The sequence below is a fragment of the Betaproteobacteria bacterium genome, assembly GCA_009377585.1.
GTDB lineage: Bacteria > Pseudomonadota > Gammaproteobacteria > Burkholderiales > WYBJ01 > WYBJ01.
Genome location: WHTS01000007.1, coordinates 71742 through 89480 on the forward strand (window position 1 = coordinate 71742; position 17739 = coordinate 89480).

Below are 17739 nucleotides of genomic sequence, written 5' to 3' on the forward strand. Positions count from 1 at the left end.
CTACTTCGAGCCGGGCTCGACGGCGAGCGCGCTGCGCGTGCCGCCTTCGGCCATGCAATGTCCTCCGCCCTGATAGATGTCGGCCGGCGCCGTGCCCGGCGGCGGATCGCGCCGCATGACGTCCTCGGCGTAGGGCTCGGAGGCGTCCTGCGGCCGATACCCCAGCCGATGGGCGTTGCGATTGTCGAACCAGGCGCGCGCGTTGTCGGAGATACCGTACACGATCTCGAACTGCAGGTCGGGATGTTCGATGCCGATGGTCACGAGCTGCGCCATGTCGCGCCCGCTGATCCAGATCGCGAGCCGGCGCCGGTCGATCGGGGCGTGGTTCACGTTGCCGATGCGCATGCAGAAAATCTGCATGCCGTAGCGGTTGGCGTAGAGGCTCGCCAGCGCTTCATTGAAAACCTTGGAGACGCCGTAGCGGCTGTCGGGCTTGGGGTAGACGGTGTGATCGATGGTCTGGTCGCAGCGATAGAACCCGACCGCATGATTGGAGGTGGCCACGAGGAAACGCTTGACGCCGTTGCGGCGCGCGGCTTCGATCGTGTTGTAGAAACCGACGATGTTCGCGTTCAGGATGTGCTCCCAGTCGTGCTCGCCGGATTGACCGCCGAAATGCACCACCGCATCCACACCCTGGGTGATCGCCAGCGCGTCTTCCATGCGCGAGATGTCGCCGGCGACGAAGGTCTCGTTCTCTGCGAGGTTGGTGACGGGCGTGATGTCCGACAGCCGCAGCCGGTAATTGCCGCGCAGCTCCGGGCGCAGAAAGGTGCCGATGCGCCCGGCTGCGCCGGTCATGAGGATCGTTTTCATGGCGCTCCCGTGGGTGGGTTGAACGCGGCATCTTGACGAGGCCCCGAGGTTGCGTCAATCGAGCAGGCGGCACCTGGTTGCGCTCCGTTGCGGCGACCGCCTCGCGGAACAACCGAACACATGCGGCGCCGCCCGTATAATGGCCAGGCGGTGAGCTCGATCGACCAACGCCGGGTGATCCCTCCCGGCTGGAGTCTCTGCAGCACGCATACCCAGCTACGCAAGGCTTATGGACATCTCCCACGGGATAGCGGACGAATTCGCGCACCGGCAGTTGCCGGAGCTCATGACGCAGGCACGCGCGGCAACCCTGCGCCACCATGGCCGGCGCGTTTCGTATTCGCGCAAGGTCTTCATCCCGCTCACGCGCCTCTGCCGCGACAGCTGTCACTACTGCACCTTCGCCACGGCGCCGCGCCATCTGCACCGCGCCTACCTGACGCCCGAGGAAGTGATCGCCATCGCGCGCGCCGGCGCGCAGGCCGGATGCAAGGAAGCGCTGTTCACGCTCGGCGACAAGCCCGAGTTGCGCTATGGGGCGGCTCGGCGCGAGTTGGCGGAATTGGGATACGAGTCGACCACCCGCTACCTGGAGGCCATGTGCGAGCGCGTCCTGCGTGAAACCGGGCTTCTGCCGCACGTCAATGCCGGGGTGCTGAGCGCCGAAGACATCGCGCGCCTGCGCCGCGTGTCGGTGTCGCAGGGCCTGATGCTGGAGTCGGCGTCCGAACGGCTGTGCGCGCCGGGCGGGCCGCATCACGGCTCGCCGGACAAGGCGCCGCAGGTGCGGCTCGAAGCGTTGCGCGCGGCCGGCGAGGCTGCGGTTGCGACCACGACCGGCATTCTGATCGGCATCGGCGAGATGCGCACCGAGCGCATCGAGGCGCTGCAGGCGATCGCTGCCGTGCACAGCCGCTATGGTCACATCCAGGAAGTCATCATCCAGAACTTCCGTGCGAAGCCGGGAACGCGCATGGCGCAGGCACCCGAGCCCGAGCTCGAGGATTTGCTCTGGACCATCGCGGTCGCGCGCCTGCTGCTCGGGCCCGACATGAACATCCAGGCGCCGCCGAACCTGTCCGCGAACGCCCATGCGGCGCTGATCGCGGCCGGCAGCAACGATTTCGGCGGCATCTCGCCGGTTACGATCGATCACGTCAATCCCGAGGCGCCGTGGCCGGCGATCGAGGCGCTCGCCCGCACCTGCGTCGGGGAAGGCTCGGTGCTGGTGGAGCGGCTCGCCATCTATCCCGAATACGCATGCGCGCCGCAGCGCTGGCTCGACGCCGGCTTGCAGCGCGAGGTGCTGCAGCTGCTCGACAGCGAGGGCTACGCCCGCACCGACCCGTGGCAGCCCGGCATCGCGTCGGTACCTTTGCCGAGCCCTGCGCGCGCTCTTTCGCGCTCGGGCGGCGCCGAGGACATCGGGCGCATTCTGGACCAGGCCAGCGCGGGCGAGCGCCTGGATGCGAATGCCATCGTGCGCTTGTTCGCGGCGCGCGACGAGGAATTCGAGCGCGTGTGCAACGCCGCCGACGCGCTGCGCCGGGCAGCCGTCGGCGATACCGTCACCTACGTGGTCAATCGCAACATCAACTACACCAACGTCTGCCAGTACCGGTGCAACTTCTGCGCGTTTTCCAAGGGCACGCCTGCACGCGGACTGCGCGGCCCGGCGTACGACCTGCCGCTCGCCGAGATCGACCGCCGTGCGCGCGAAGCCTGGGAGCGCGGCGCTACCGAGGTCTGCATGCAAGGCGGGATTCATCCGAGCTACAGCGGCGATACCTACCTGGCATTGCTCGATACGGTCAAGCGCGCCGTACCCGCCATGCACGTGCACGCCTTCTCTCCGCTCGAGATCGCGCACGGCGCAGCCACCCTGGGGCTCGGGCTCGCCGCCTACCTGAACCGGCTGCGCGACGCCGGGCTCGGCTCCCTGCCCGGCACCGCGGCCGAGATCCTCGATGACGAGGTGCGCGCGGTGCTGTGTCCCGACAAGCTCGACACGCACCAGTGGCTGGAAGTGGTCGAGGCCGCGCATGGCTGCGCTTTGCCGACCACGTCGACCATCATGTTCGGCCATGTCGACCGGCCGATCCACTGGGCCCGCCACCTCCTGCATCTGCGCGACCTGCAGAGTCGCACGGGCGGCATCAGCGAGTTCGTGCCGCTGCCCTTCGTCGCCATGGAAGCGCCTATCTATCGCAAGGGCCGCGCGCGACCCGGTCCCACCTACCGGGAGGCCATGCTCATGCATGCGGTCGCCCGCCTGGCGTTGCACCCGCTCATCCGCAATATTCAGGTGTCGTGGGTGAAGATGGGCGCAGCCGGGGCGGCGGCCTGCCTCGCGGCGGGCGCTAACGATCTGGGCGGCACATTGATGAACGAGAGTATCTCGCGCGCCGCCGGCACCCAGCACGGCCAGGAGTTTTCACCGCAACAGATGGATGCGCTGATCCGCTCGCTCGGTCGCACGCCCGCACAGCGCACCACCCGCTACGCCGCAGCGCCGGCCGAACGTAGCGAAGCGGCCTACCGGGCGCGACCCCTGCTTCCAATCGGGTCCGCCGCCGACGCGGCGGGCCAAGCCGGTGGTCGGACGCGTCAGCTCGCGCACCCTTCGACGCAAGGATGAGCCATGAGCAAGCGCCGGACGCGCCGTTTGCCATTGCCCAGGCCCGCAGCCGGGACCGTCGGATCGCCGGCAACGCCGAGCCAATAGCCCACGAGATTTCTTGCAGCCCCAGGCACGGCGCGTGCAACCGCGCGCTTCGCGACGCACGCACGCTCCGAAGCTGGTCGCGTTCGCCCTGCTAGATCCCAGCTAGATCCCATCCCGAGGGAGCAACGCATCGGAACCGCGCGTTCACGCCTTTCCCGCCTTTCTTCCCATTGGACTGCCTTTGTTTTAGCGGTCGCGACGGCCGTCGTTGCCTGGCCAGCGAATGCTTTCGACTTCGGCGACGTGATCCAGATCGCGGGCGAGCTTGCCGGTCGACCTTACCGGCCACGCACCGCGACGATTCCGGACGAGCTGCGCAAGCTGACCTTCGCCCAGTTCCAGCAGATCCGCTACAAGCCCGAACGCAACTTGTGGCATCGGGCCAACATTCCGTTCGAAGTGAGCTTCGTGCATCTCGGCACCAACTTCAACGAGCCGGTCAGGGTGCAAGAATTGTCTACCGACGGCACTCGCCGGCTCGTCTTCAACCCCGACCAGTTCGACTATGGGCCCTTGAAGCTGCCGCAGCTCAAGGCGGGCGAGCTCGGCTTTGCCGGGTTTCGCGTGCATTACCCCTTGAACGACCGCGCACGCAAGGACGAAGTCATGGTGTTCCTTGGCGCGAGCTACTTTCGAACGGTGGCGCAGGGGCTGCGCTACGGCTTGTCGGCGCGCGGCCTGGCGATCGATACCGGGGAAGCTTCGGGGGAGGAGTTTCCGCGCTTCGTGGAGTTCTGGATCAATCGTCCGTCGCCCGACGATCGCGCGCTGATCATCTTCGCGCTGCTCGATTCGCGCCGCGTGACCGGCGCTTTCCGCTTCGTCCTGCGGCCCGGCGCGCCGACCCGCATGGATGTGCGGGCGCGAATCTATTTGCGCGAGAACGTGGCCAAGCTCGGCATCGCGCCGCTCACCAGCATGTTTTTCTACGGCGAGAACCAACCGGCGCCTGGCCCCACGCTGCGCCCGGAGGTACACGACTCCGACGGGATTTCCATCCGCTCTTCCAGCGGCGAATGGATCTGGCGCCCGTTGCAGAACCCGCGCCGGCTCCTCATTACGTCGTACGCGCTCACCGAACCGCTCGGATTCGGCCTGCTGCAGCGCGACCGTGACTTTCGCGCCTACGAGGATCTGGATGCGCGCTACGACCTGCGCCCCAGCGCCTGGGTGGAACCGAAGGGAAAGTGGGGCGCCGGTCGCGTCGAGCTGGTGCAGATTCCCAGCCCCGACGAAACCAACGACAACATCGTCGCCTACTGGATTCCCGCCAAGCAGCCGGCGCCGAAGCGGCCGCTGGACCTGGAGTACGAGCTGACCTGGGGACGGGAACCGGATTTGCCGATGCCTGCGGTACGCGTCGTGCAAACGCGCCGGTTGCAATCGGCCCCGGTCGAGCGCAAGGACAAGGCGGCGACGGACAAGAGCACGCTGTTCGTCATCGACTTCGCGCCGGATCCGGCCGCCAAGCTGCCCGAGGTTACTGTGCAATGGCAGGTGTCGGGAGACGACAACGCCGACATCGTCGAGCGCACGCTGCGTCGCCACGAAGCGACCGGGGGTTGGCGTGCGACCGTGCGAGTGCGCGCAATCGATGAGAAACGTGCGGTGGAATTGCGCGGACAACTGAACGCTGCCGGTACACCGTTGTCGGAAGTGTGGAGTTATATCGTCCCTCCCGAGTAGCTGGGTCATCGAGGGGCGCGTCAAGGAATCCGATGCAAGATCTCGCACCGTCCTCGTTGGAGAGCACGCACGCGCGGCATGCCGGCGAAATTTCGCTCGGCGATACGCAGCAACTCGATCCGAGCGCCGACGAGCCGGCGCACATTCCGACCACGCCGCCGCTGAAGCGCACTTCGATCGCGCCGAGCTCGTGGCCGCAAAGCCTGATGCGACGCGCGTTGCGTGTCCGGCCCGCGCGGCAAGCTGCCGACGAATCCGCCCCGCCCGCCCAGGACGCGCGCTTGCGCCGCGACGGCGCCGTGCGCCGCATGGGCCTGCTGCTCCTGACCATCGGTCAAACCTGGATCGCCACCGACTTCATGACCACGGTGCTGCCCTACCAGGGCAGGCAGCCGTTGGAGATCGCGATCCTCATCCTGTTCGCGCTCCTGTTCGGCTGGGTCAGCGCCGGCTTCTGGACGGCGCTCGCCGGTTTCTTTCTTCTGCTCACCGGCAAGGATCGCTATGCGATTTCGGCCAAGGCCGGGGCGACCAAAGCGATCGACCCGTCGGCGCGTACCGCGGTGATCATGCCGATCTGCAACGAAGACGTGCCGCGCGTGTTTGCGGGACTGCGGGCGACCTACGAATCGCTCGAGCGCAGCGGCCAGTCGCAGCACTTCGACTTCTTCGTGCTGAGCGACAGCGCGGATCCCGACAAGCGCGTCGCCGAACAAGCGGCGTGGCTCGAGCTGTGCCGGGCGGTGAATGGTTTCGGCCGCGTTTTCTACCGCTGGCGGCGGCACCGCATCAAGCGCAAGAGCGGCAACGTTGCCGATTTCTGCCGCCGCTGGGGAAGCAATTACCGATACATGGTCGTGCTCGATGCGGACAGTGTCATGACCGGCGAGTGCCTGACGCGGCTGGTCGGCATGATGGAGGTTTCGCCCGGCGCCGGCATCATCCAGACCATCCCGCGCGCCGCCGGCCGGGAGACGCTGCATGCGCGCATTCAGCAATTCGCCGCCAATGTCTACGGTCCGCTATTCGCGGCGGGCCTGCACTTCTGGCAGCTCGGCGAATCGCACTACTGGGGACACAATGCCATCATCCGCGTGGCGCCCTTCATGCGCTATTGCGCGCTGCGCCGCCTGCCGGGCAGAGGCGTGCTCTCGGGCGAGATCCTTTCGCACGATTTCGTCGAGGCTGCGCTCATGCGCCGCGCCGGCTGGGGCGTGTGGATCGCCTACGACCTACCCGGCAGCTACGAGGAGATGCCGCCCAATCTGATGGACGAGATCAAGCGCGACCGGCGCTGGTGCCAGGGCAACCTCATGAACTTCCGGCTGATCGCGATGGACGGCGTGCACACAGTGCATCGCGCGGTGTTCATGACCGGCGTGCTCGCCTACGTGTCGTCGCCGCTGTGGTTCGTCGCGCTGATCCTGTCCACCGCGTTGCTCGCGGTGCATACGCTGTACGAACCGGTCTACTTCGTGCAGTCCTATCAGCTGTTCCCGTTATGGCCCGAGTGGCGGCCGGAGCGCGCGGTGGCGCTGTTCAGCACCACGCTCTCGCTGCTGTTCCTGCCGAAGGTCCTGAGCATGCTGATCGTGATGAAAGACGGCGTGCGTGCCTACGGCGGCGTGCTGCGCCTGGCGGCAAGCGTGTTCTTCGAGATGATCATTTCGGCGCTGCTGGCGCCGATCCGGATGATCTTCCATACCCAATTCGTCACCGCCGCGCTCGCGGGCCGGTCGGTGCAATGGAAGTCCCCGCCGCGCGAGGACGTCGAGACGACGTGGTCGGAGGCGTTGCGCCGTCACGGCGGCCAGACGCTGCTCGGGATCGCCTGGGTGGGCAGCGTCTACTGGCTCAATCCCTCGCACGTGTGGTGGTTGCTGCCTGTGGCGGGCGCGCTGATCCTGTCCATCCCGGTGTCGGTGATCCTGAGCCGCGCATCGCTCGGGCGCCGGCTGCGCCGCAGGCGCCTGTTCCTGGTGCCCGAGGAAGCGAGCGGTTCGCTGGAGATCCAGCAGACGGCGGCGCTGACCCGGGCCGCGCCCAAGGGCATCGACTTCATCGCCGCGATCGTCGATCCGATCGCCAATGCCCGCGCTCGCGCGATGGCCCCGCATGGCCATGGCGGCGGCGAGGCGAGGGCGTCGGCCGAGGCACTGCTGCGCCATGCGCTGGTGCAGGGTCCGCAAGCTTTGAGCGTGCGCGACAAGATGACGCTGCTCGAGGATGCCCGGCTGCTCGAGTTGCTGCATCGCCTGGTGACAAGCTCCGAGGCGGCTTCGCCCGGCTGGCGCCAGGCCGAGACTCAAACCGCTTCGCCGGCATTGCTTCCCAAACGTGAGCTGGCGGGTCAACCCCTCGCCGGTGCCGCTTAGCGCACTTCAGAATTTGCGCCGATCCGCAGGCGGCGGCGTCCATTGGTAGGCCCAAGTCTCGGTGAGCGGTTTTCCGCCGGAGCGCAGGCAAAGCCGCAGGTTGATCGGGTCGGTTCTTTCGTCGGTGGGCTTCAGGTCGAACATTGCGCGATAGCCCTTGATGGGGTGCAGCGGGCGGGCCGATGTGATCTCGACCTCGCCGCGCGAGGCGGTGATGACCGGTTCGACCTCGGCCTTGGCCGGCAGGCGCGAGAACACTTCGCCCGCGAAGTCGACCACGAAGCGGCGCGAGTAGTAGGTCCGTGGGCGGCCGACCACGCCGCCGATGCCGGTATGCGTGGCGACGACGTAGCCGATCGCCGGCGTGCCCGGCGTGCGAGCCCCCCAATGGAGTCGATAGCTGTAGAGCATTTCCTCGCCCGGTTGCGGCTTGCGCTGCGGATGCCAGAACGCGACGATGTTGTCGGAGGTCTCGTCGGCGGTCGGAATCTCCAACAGGGAAACTTCGCCCTTACCCCAGCTGCCGTGCGGCTCCACCCACAAGCTCGGCCGGCGATTGTAGAAGGCGCCGTCGTCCTGGTAGTGGGCGAAATCGCGGTCGCGCTGCATGAGCCCGAAGCCGCGCGGGTTCTCGTCGCCATAGGCGTTGAAGGCGAGGTGCTCCGGATTCACCAGCGGCCGCCATATGCGCTCGCCATTGCCGGTCCAGAGCGCAAGACCGTCGGAATCGTGGATCTCCGGACGCCAGTCGATCGCGACGCGCCGGTCGTTCTCGCCATGCAGGTACATGCTGGTCAGGGGCGCGATGCCGATGCGCTCGATCTCCTTGCGCGGATACAACGATGCGTCGACATCCATGAGGAGGGTCGCGCCAGGAACGATATCGAATCGATATGCGCCGCTGATGCTGGGGGAATCGAGCAGCGCGTAGAGGCTCAGCCGCTCCGAAGACGGATCCGGACGCTCCAGCCAGAAGTCGGTGAAGCGCGGAAATTCCTCCGGCCGCGGCAGGCCGGTATCGACCGCGAGCCCTCGCGCCGACAGGCCGTATTGCTTCTCCGCCCCGACGGCCCGGAAGTAGCTCGCGCCGAGGAAGGCGGCGATGTCGCGCTCGGGGTCGCTGCGATGCAGGACGCGGAAGCCGGCAAAGCCGAGATCCGGCGGCAGCGCCACGCCGGCGAGCCCGCTCTTGCTGTGATCGAACATCGCGGCGTCATACGCGACCTCGCGCGCGAGCCCCTCGCGCAGCGCGTGGATGCGCACCGGCAGCTCGAAGAATAGCCCCATGTGGAAGAAGCGAATGGTGAAGCGCGTCCGATCGTCCGCCCAGAGCGCGTGATCGGGCTGGAAGCGGATGCTCTGATACTGATCCCAGTCGAGCTGCTTGACCTCGGCGGGCAGACGCTCGGCCGGCGCCTGGTAGGGTTGTGCGGCAAGCGAGCGCGCGCGTCCCTTGAGCGCGGCATAGTCGAACGGTTGCGGCTCGCCCAGAAAGCGCAATTCCTGTCCAGCGCTGTCGCGGCCCGCGGCCGCAACCGTTGCGGCACGCAGAAAGGCGGCCGCCCCCATAATCTTGAGCACGTCACGGCGGTGCATGGCAAACAAATCTCTCGGATCGGAAACGGAAAAGCGCGCCGGAAGGCACCTGCCCCAGCTCGTCCAACGCTATTGGTCCGCGCCATACGCAATTCGTTCTCCCGACCGATGCATGCCGTGCGGTCCAGCGCCGAGTTTCCTGGCGCACGTCGTAGTTTGATGCGATGCCGGACTCTGGTACCTTTGCGGCTCGCCGGCAAAAAATCGGCGCGTCAGCGGCGCGCCTCGAGCCGTGCATCTCCGAGGTGTAGCGATGACCCGCACGCTCATCAAGAACGCGACCGTGGTGACGGTCGATCCCGACCTGGGCGATCTGTCCGGCGCCGACATCCTCATCGAAGGCGAGAAGATCGCGGCGATCGAACGCAACATCGCCGCCGGCGATGCGGCACGCGTAGACGGCAGCCATTGGATTGTCATTCCGGGGCTCGTCAACGCGCACATCCACACCTGGGAGTTCCAGCTGCGCGGCATCGGCTCCGACTGGGTCGGAAGCCGCGACTATCACGCCAACATGCACCGCGGCATGGCGACGCACTATACCTCCCGGGACGTCTACGTCGGTAACTTGCTGGGCGCGCTGAACCAGATCCATCACGGTGCGACCACGATCTTCGACTGGTGCCACATCCTGCGCGATGCCGAGATGACCGACGCCGCGATCGATGGACTGGAAGCGTCGGGCATCCGCGCCGTGTTCGGCCGCGGCACCAACAAGCCGCCCGAGCGTCCGGGCGAGACGCCGTTCTACAAGATCCCGTTCCCGCGCGAGGAGATCCATCGCTTGCGCAGCGGCCGGCTCGCTTCCGATGACCGGCTCGTCACGCTGGCGATGGCGATCCTGGGCCCGGACTGGGGCGAATACGACGTGGCCGTGCACGATATCCGTCTCGCGCGCGAATACGGCCTCATCAACTCCGCGCATACCTATGGCCGCAAGGGCAAGCGCAAGGTGGAGGACGGCATGCCGCGGCTCGCACGTGAAGGTCTGCTCGGGCCGGACCACAACATCGCCCACGGCAATTGCTTCGACGACGAGGAGCTGAAGATCGTGCTCGATGCGGGTTGCACGATCACTGCCACCTGCCTCACCGAAATGCTTAACTACGAGCAGCCGGCGATGATCGGGCGTGCGCTCAAGCTCGGCATGACGCCCTCGATCGGCAGCGACTGCGATCCGTACTTCAACAGCTCCATGCTGTGGGTCATGCGCCACGCCTTCCAGCACCAGCGCGAGCACGACAATCGAGCCTTGAACGCGGCCGGCCAATGGCCCGCCAAGACCCATCACGCCACCCGCACACGCGATGCGCTCTACTGGGCCACGATCGGCGGGGCGAAAGCGATGCGGCTCGACCGCAAGATCGGCTCCATCACCCCGGGCAAGCAGGCCGATCTGACGATGTTCGATACCCGCGGCATGAACCTTTTCCCGATCCTCCCCGGCGGCGACCCGGTGCACGCCGTCGTCATGAATGCTGAAGCTGCGGATGTGGATGCGGTCATGGTCGCAGGCCGGTTCCTCAAGCGCGACGGCAAGCTCGTGTACCCGCAATCCCAGTTGCAAGAGATGCGTACCCAGGCGCTGGAATCGCGCTCGCACCTGATGTGCGACGCCGGCTATGCCTATGCGCCGTTCCCGCAAGGGCCGCTGCCCGAGCGTTACATCGTCTAGGGCAAGCCCAATGCGCGCGATCGAAAAGACCGTTGTCCTGCTGGCCGGTATGGCGCTGGCCGGTATGGCGTTTTGCGCTGGTGCAGCGGATCGCTGGCCGAACCGGCCGATCCGCTTCGTGCACGGATTTCCTCCAGGCGGAAGCGTCGACATCACCGCGCGGCTGCTCGCGGCTCGCATGGCCGAGACACTCGGCCAGCCGGTCATTGTCGACGGCCGGCCCGGCGCGGGCGGCACCACCGGCGCCGGCATCGTGGCGAAGAGCGAGCCCGATGGATACACGCTGTTCCTGATGGCCTCGGGCCATGCCACCTCGCCCGGCCTGTACCGATCGCTCCCCTACAATCCGGTCGGGAACTTCGCGCTCATCTCGATGGTCGCGGCCAATCCGTTCGTGTTGATCGCATCGTCCAGGCTGCCCGCGAAGAACATCCAGGAACTGGTGCAGAATGCGAAGGCCGAGCCGGGACGGATCGATTACGGCACGGGCGGAACCGGCACCGGCATGCATCTGGCCGCCGTGTTGTTCCAGGCGCGCGCCGGAATTCGGTTCAATCACGTGCCGTACAAGGGCGGCACCGCCGCGCCCACGGCGTTGCTCGCGGGCGAGGTACCGCTCATCTTCACCACCGCAGCCGGCGTGGCACAGCATGTGGAGAGCGGCAGGCTGCGCGCGCTTGCGGTCACCACCAAGCAGCGCTTCGTCCTCTGGCCCGCTGTACCGACCATCGCCGAGACCGTCGTGCCCGATTTCGACGTGCTCGGCTGGTACGCGGTGGCCACGCCCGCAAAGCTCCCCGCGCCGCTCGCGCAGCGGCTCAACGATACGGTGCACGAGGCGTTGAAGCGTCCCGAGGCGAAGGACAAGCTGCTCGCGCTCGGCGCCGAAGTGAGGCCGACGACACCCGCGCAAGCGCAAGCCTTCGTGGCGCAGGAAGTGGCGCGCTGGACGAAGGTCATTCGCGAGGCGAACATCCCGCCGCAGAACTAAGGGGTATGCTTGTCTTCCCTCCCCCTTCGGGAGAGGAACCTAGGGTGAGGGAAAATTTTGCGTCGTGCTGACGACTTCACTCCCCCCCAGCCCTCTCCCGGAGGGAGAGGGGCGCGGAAAGTGGCCCGTCAGCCAATTTCCGGATCGTCAATAATGGAGGCTGACTTGCCCGAGATCATCGATGCTCGCACCGGCGTTGCCGCTCCCCGCCAGGGTTTGATCACGCTCACTCATGTGATCTATGCGCTGCACGCGTTCAGCGCGCTCACGGGGCTGGCCGGCAGCGTGTTCGTCGTTACCGCTTTTCTCACCGGCTGGCCGTCGATCATCGCGGTCATCATCAACTACGTGAAGCGCGGCGACGTGCGCGGCACGTTTCTGGATTCGCATTTCGGCTGGCAGATCCGCACCTTCTGGTACGCGCTGCTGTGGTCGCTGATCGCGATCGTGCTGGTGGTGACGATCATCGGCCTGCCGCTGGCGTGGGTGATGGCGGTGATCGTGGGCCTGTGGGTGCTCTACCGCATCGTCCGCGGCTGGCTGGCGCTGGTGGCGCGGCAGCCGATGCCGGTGTAGATAACACACGCATGAGCAAGAGCACCATTCGTGTCGGCTGCGGCGCCGGCTTCTCCGACGACCGCATCGACCCGGCGCAGGAAATGGCCGAGCGCGGCCAATGCGATTACATCGCCTTCGAGTGCCTCGCCGAGCGCACCATCGCGCGCGAGAATCTGACGCGACTGAAGGATCCCGAAAAGGGCTACACGCCTTATCTCGCGGAGCGATTCCAGGCGGTACTGCCGGCGTGCATTCGCAACGGCATCCGCATCGTCACCAACATGGGTGCGGCCAACCCGATCGGCGCCGCCCGCGCGGTGCAGCGGGAAGCGCGCGCGCTCGGTCTTGCCGAGGTCCCGGTCGCCGTGGTGCTGGGCGACGACGTGAGCGAGCAGATCCGCGCCCATCCGGAGTTGCCGCTCATCGAAAGCGGCGAGCCGGTCGAGAGCCTGCTGCCGCGCATGGCCGCGGCCAATGCCTACCTCGGCGCGGACGTCGTACGCGACGCGCTCGAGACCGGCGCACCGGTGGTCATGACCGGACGCGTCTCGGACCCTTCCCTGTTTCTCGCCTGCATGCTGCACGGGCTGGGCTGGGACTATGAGGATTACGATCGTCTGGCGGTCGGAACGATCGCGGGGCACATGATGGAGTGCGCCGCACAGTTGACCGGTGGCTGCTTCGCCGATCCCGGACGCAAGGATGTCGCCGACATGGCGCGCATCGGCTTTCCGTTCGCCGACGTGAGCCGCAAAGGCGATCTCGTGCTCGGCAAGGTGGAAGGCTCGGGCGGGCGCCTCGACGAGATGACCTGCAAGGAGCAGGTGCTCTACGAGATGCACGATCCCGCGCGCTACATCACGCCCGATTGCGTCCTGGATGTGACCGGCGTGAGCTTCGCGCAGATCGGAAGCGATCGCGTGCGCGTGCACGGCGCCCGCGCCCGGCCGCGCACGCCGAGCTACAAGGTCGTGGTCGGCTACCACGACGGCTGGATCGGCGAGGGCGAAGTCGGTTATGCCGGGCCGAATGCGCTGGCGCGCGCGCAGCTGGCCGAGCGCATCGTGCGCGAGCGCCTCGAGCTGCGCGGGTTCCGCTATCCCGAGATACGGGTCGACTACATCGGCATGTCGAGCCTGCACGGCATGGGCGCAGGACGCCCGCAACCGTACGAAGTGCGCCTTCGCATCGCCGCGCGCAGCCCCGATCGCAAGGCGGCGCAAGCGGTCGGGTTCGAAGTGCGCACCTTGCACGTCAACGGTCCTTCCGGGGGTGGGGGCGGCTCCAACGCGCTGCGCGAAGTGTTGGGCGTGAAATCGCTGCTGCTGCCGCGCGAGCTGGTGCGCACCGAAGTAATCGTCGAGGGCGGGCGATGAGCGCGAAAGTCTATGAGCTCGGTCACGCCCGTGCCGGCGACAAGGGCAACACGTCCAACGTCTCGGTCATCGCCTACGACGAGCGTGCCTGGAACATCCTGCGTGATCAGCTCAGCGTCGAACGGGTGATGGCTGCCTATTCGCATATCGCGCAGGGGCCGGTCACCCGCTACGAGCTGCCGAAGCTGCGGGCGCTCAATTTCGTCATCGAGAATGCGCTCGGGGGTGGTGTGACCATCTCGCTCGCGCAGGATGCGCACGGCAAGAGCCTTTCGTACCTCATGCTCGACATCGAGCTCGGCTGAACCACACCACCCCGGCGCTGCGCGCCACGTGGCCCGATGCGATGCAGCGCATCGGGCGTTTGCCGGCTCGGATGTGCGCAGGGTCGCGCGGGAATTCGCGAAGTGTGCCTGCGCACACTTGCGCCGCGCGACGGCCGTCCGCTCCGTCGGACGGCCCGGCTTCCGAGCCATCCTTCGAAACCCCGGCTTCACTCTCGGGAGAGGAGGGGATAAAACATGTTCCCCTCCTGGCAAGGAGGGGCTGGACGCGACGATGTCGCGGACGGGGTGGTTAACGCGCGGCTGAATCGCGACCACGCCGGGCTGAGGGCGTTCGCCGCCCTTATTGACCGTTCGCAATGCGCTCCCCTCTCCCTCCGCATCAACGCAGAACGATCAGTGCGTCGGCGGCCACCACGCCGGCGCCGCGCGCTCGCACCAGCAGCGGGTTGATGTCGATCTCGGCGATCCGCTCGCGCAGGACCCAGGCCATGGAGGAGACACGCACCAGGGCCTGCGCGAGCGCCTCCACGTCGCGCGCGGGCTTGCCGCGCACGCCCTCGAACATAGAGGCGGAGCGCAATTCGCCGATCATCCGCCGCGCCGTATCCAACCCGAAGGGGGCGACGCGGAAGGTGACATCGCGCAGCGATTCGGCGAATACGCCGCCCAACCCCAGCGCGACCACGGGGCCGAACGCAGCATCGTTCACCACCCCGACGATCGCCTCCATGCCATCGTCGACCATTTCGGCTGCAAGCACACCGGAGATGCGCGCCTCGGGCCGCGCCTCGCGCGCATTGGCGAGCACCGCCGATGCCGCTTGCGCCAGCTCGGCCGGGTCTCGCACGTCGAGGCGCACCGCGTCGATATCGGTCTTGTGCGCGATGTCGCGCGCGACCACCTTGACGGCGAGCGGGAAGCGCAGTCCGACCACCGGCGCGGCGAGCCGATCCGGCTCGAGCAGCACATCGCGCGTGACGGGGATGCCGAACAGCGCCATGAGGCTCTTGCTTTCGTGCTCGTCCAGCGTGACCGCGCCGGCCGGCAGATCGTACGTCGGCAGATCCGGGATCGTCAGCATCTCGTCGGTACGCTCGCGGCTCGCAAGCGCTTCGGCGTAATCGGCGAGCATGCCCATCGCGCGCGCGACGCGTGCCGGCGAGGGGAGCACCGCAATGCCTGCGTCTTTCAGGATGTCGTGTCCGGACCCCGCAAGCTCGCGCGGCATGACGGAGAAGGCAAGCACAGGCTTGTCCGATTTCGCTGCGGCTTCCGCCAGCACGCCCGCACCGAGCTTCAGTGTGTCGCCGAGCACCGTGGCATAGAGCAGCCCCAGCTGATCGATATTCGGATCGGCCAGCACGGCGTCGAGCGCGCGTGCGAGGCGCGGTTCGTCGCCGGGACGCGGATAGCCTGCCGCGTAGTCGATCGGATTCACCAGCGACGCGACGTTGGGAAGGTTTTCGCGCAGCACCGCCATGGTCTGCGCGGACGGTTCGGCGAGCGTCAGACCCACTTCGTCGGCGGTATCGCAGAACACCACCGCCGAGCCGCCCGAGCCGCCCATCACCGCCACATTGCGTCCGCCCGCCCGTCGTCCTGCCAGCAGGGACAAGGCGAAATCGGCCGCCTCGTCCACATCGTGCACCTCGATGACGCCGCACTGCCGGAAAGCTGCGCGGAAGACATCGTAACTGCCAGTGAGATTTGCCGTGTGCGATGCGGCCGCGCGCGTGCCTTGCCGGGTGTTGCCCGCCTTCCACGCGATCACCGGCTTGCCTGCCGCGAGCGCGCGTCGAGCCGCCGCCATGAACGCACGCCCGTCACCGATACCTTCGAGGTAGGCGAGGATGATGCGCGTGTGCGGATCGTCGACGTAAGCGTCGATCAGCTCCGGCGCGGTGATGTCGGCCTCGTTGCCGCTCATCACCACGTTGCGAAACCCGACGCCGGCCAGCGCGCAGCGGATGACCAGACTATTGCCGAAACCGCCGCTTTGCAGCACCGCGGATACGGGGCCCGGCGTGAGCTTCGGTTCGCGCACGAGACTGCCGAATGCCGCGTAGACCCTGTTGGCGGTACTGACGACGCCGAGGCAATTCGGCCCGATCAGCCGCATGCCGTGCGCGCGGGCCGCCTGCACCATCGCGCGCTCGCGACTTGCGCCTTCGGCGCCGGTCTCGCGAAAGCCCCCGCCCAGCACGACGCCGTAGCCGAACCCCAGGCGTGCGCAACGTTCGACCATGTCGGGCACCTGCGGCGCGGGCAAGGCGATGACGACGATATCGACAGCGCCTTCGATTTCTTCGGGCGCCGCGTAGCAGCGCCATGCGCCGATCTCGCGATAACGCGGATTGACCGGATAGACCGCGCCCTGGAAGCCGTGACGTGCGAGCGCGTCGACGGTCTGGCCGCCGGCGCGCGTGGGATCGGCGCTCGCGCCGATGACGGCGATGCCGCGGGGGTCGAACAAGCGCTCGAATGGCGTCATGGGTCAGTCGCAGAATCGATCGGGATGCATGCGATTATCCCCGTGCCGCGGTGCGCGGCAAAGCACGGCGGTAGAATCGAGGGGCGCGCCCGCTTCGCGCGGCGCCGACAATTGCAAAACAGCCCATGCGTCCGCCGTCACTTCTCTTGCTCGCCGTGCTCATGCATGCGGCAGCAACATGCGCGCAAACGAATCCACCGGCAGAGCACCCGGTGCGGGCGACCCCGCCGGCCGAGTACCCGGTGCGTGCGCTGCGCCTCGTCCTGCCGTTTCCGCCGGGCGGCGGCACCGATACGCTGGGCCGCATCGTGACGCAGACGCTGAGCGACGCGCTCGGCCAGCCGGTGATCGCGGAGAACCGGCCCGGCGCGGGCGGCAACATCGGCAACGAGGCTGTCGCCCACGCGGCGCCGGACGGCTATACGTTGCTGCTCGGCTCGCCCGGGCTCGCCATCAGCCCCAGCCTCTATCGCAGGCTCAATTACGATCCATTGCGCGATCTGACAGCGGTGGCGCTGGTTGCCGATATTCCGAACCTGCTCGCTGTGCGACGAAGTGTCCCGGCGCGGAGCGTCAAGGAGCTGGTCCAGCTCGCACGCGCCCAACCTGGCAAGCTCGCCTTCGGCACGGGAGGACCGGGTACGAGCAACGAGCTGGGTGCGCATCTGTTTTTGACCGCGACCCGGCTGCGGATTCTGATCGTGCCGCACCGGGGCGTGAACCAGGCCACCGTCGCGCTGCTGGGCGGTCACGTCGATATGGTGATCGCGGGCGTGGCCACCGTGGCCCCGCATATCCGCGAACAGAAGCTGCGCGGGCTCGCCGTGCTCGGACCGACGCGCGTTGCGGTGCTCCCCGACGTGCCGACAGCGACCGAGGCGGGCTATCCTTGGCTGCAGGTCCGCACCTGGTACATCGTGATGGCGCCCGAGGGCACATCGCGCTCGATCATCGAGCGCCTGAACGCGGCGCTGACGGCGAGCGCCCAATCGAGCGAGATCCGCGGCCGCTTGCGCAAGCTCGGGTTCGAACCGCTCACCAGCACGCCGGCGCAGGCCGCGCAGTTCCTGGCCGCGGAGACCGAGCGCTGGGGCAAGGTCGTCGCGGCTTCCGGCGCACGCGTCGAATGAATGGACGACTGCGGCGCGGCGCGCGCCATG

12 protein-coding genes are annotated in these 17739 nt (G+C 67.4%); 9 read left to right on the forward strand and 3 right to left on the reverse strand.

Translation table 11 applies throughout. From position 1 onward, the window contains the following. Complete coding sequence (locus GEV05_04300) at positions 1-819, reverse strand: NAD-dependent epimerase/dehydratase family protein (protein MPZ42621.1); 819 nt, start codon at positions 817-819, stop codon at positions 1-3. 229 nt (positions 820-1048) lie between these two features. On the opposite strand from GEV05_04300, the gene cofH reads away from it, so the two are divergent. The 3 genes from cofH (at position 1049) to mdoH (ending at position 7605) form a co-directional block, all read left to right on the forward strand. After that, positions 1049-3457: a 7,8-didemethyl-8-hydroxy-5-deazariboflavin synthase subunit CofH gene (gene cofH / locus GEV05_04305; protein ID MPZ42622.1), complete on the forward strand. Its 2409-nt coding sequence runs from the start codon at positions 1049-1051 to the stop codon at positions 3455-3457. Positions 3458-3673: 216 nt separating this feature from the next. After that, positions 3674-5230: a glucans biosynthesis protein MdoG gene (gene mdoG / locus GEV05_04310; protein ID MPZ42623.1), complete on the forward strand. Its 1557-nt coding sequence runs from the start codon at positions 3674-3676 to the stop codon at positions 5228-5230. Positions 5231-5262: 32 nt separating this feature from the next. Continuing rightward, positions 5263-7605: a glucans biosynthesis glucosyltransferase MdoH gene (gene mdoH / locus GEV05_04315; protein MPZ42624.1), complete on the forward strand. Its 2343-nt coding sequence runs from the start codon at positions 5263-5265 to the stop codon at positions 7603-7605. Positions 7606-7611: 6 nt separating this feature from the next. Here the strand turns inward: mdoH and GEV05_04320 are convergent, their stop codons facing one another. Then, complete coding sequence (locus GEV05_04320) at positions 7612-9201, reverse strand: glucan biosynthesis protein D (protein ID MPZ42625.1); 1590 nt, start codon at positions 9199-9201, stop codon at positions 7612-7614. Between the two features lie 253 nt (positions 9202-9454). On the opposite strand from GEV05_04320, the gene GEV05_04325 reads away from it, so the two are divergent. From GEV05_04325 to GEV05_04345, 5 genes are all read left to right on the forward strand, one after another. Then, positions 9455-10876 (forward strand): amidohydrolase family protein, encoded by a 1422-nt coding sequence (locus GEV05_04325; GenBank protein ID MPZ42626.1) that lies wholly within the window; start codon positions 9455-9457, stop codon positions 10874-10876. Further along, positions 10824-11867, forward strand: coding sequence for a tripartite tricarboxylate transporter substrate binding protein (locus GEV05_04330; GenBank protein ID MPZ42627.1), 1044 nt, complete (start codon positions 10824-10826; stop codon positions 11865-11867). The genes GEV05_04325 and GEV05_04330 overlap by 53 nt, the downstream gene beginning before the upstream one ends. A gap of 153 nt (positions 11868-12020) precedes the next feature. Beyond that, positions 12021-12443 carry a hypothetical protein gene (locus GEV05_04335; protein ID MPZ42628.1) on the forward strand — a complete coding sequence of 141 codons (423 nt, stop codon included), beginning with the start codon at positions 12021-12023 and terminating at the stop codon, positions 12441-12443. Between the two features lie 11 nt (positions 12444-12454). Further along, positions 12455-13801 carry an acyclic terpene utilization AtuA family protein gene (locus tag GEV05_04340; protein MPZ42629.1) on the forward strand — a complete coding sequence of 449 codons (1347 nt, stop codon included), beginning with the start codon at positions 12455-12457 and terminating at the stop codon, positions 13799-13801. Next, on the forward strand, positions 13798-14106 hold the full coding sequence (locus tag GEV05_04345; protein ID MPZ42630.1) for a hypothetical protein: 309 nt from the start codon (positions 13798-13800) through the stop codon (positions 14104-14106). The genes GEV05_04340 and GEV05_04345 overlap by 4 nt, the downstream gene beginning before the upstream one ends. 361 nt (positions 14107-14467) lie before the next feature. Here the strand turns inward: GEV05_04345 and GEV05_04350 are convergent, their stop codons facing one another. Further along, the gene (locus GEV05_04350; GenBank protein ID MPZ42631.1) at positions 14468-16579 is read right to left on the reverse strand and encodes a CoA-binding protein; all 2112 of its coding nucleotides are present in this window, start codon (positions 16577-16579) and stop codon (positions 14468-14470) included. A gap of 125 nt (positions 16580-16704) precedes the next feature. On the opposite strand from GEV05_04350, the gene GEV05_04355 reads away from it, so the two are divergent. Next, entirely contained in the window at positions 16705-17709 is a 1005-nt protein-coding gene (locus GEV05_04355; protein ID MPZ42632.1) for a tripartite tricarboxylate transporter substrate binding protein, read from the forward strand. Positions 17710-17739: the final 30 nt, after the last annotated feature.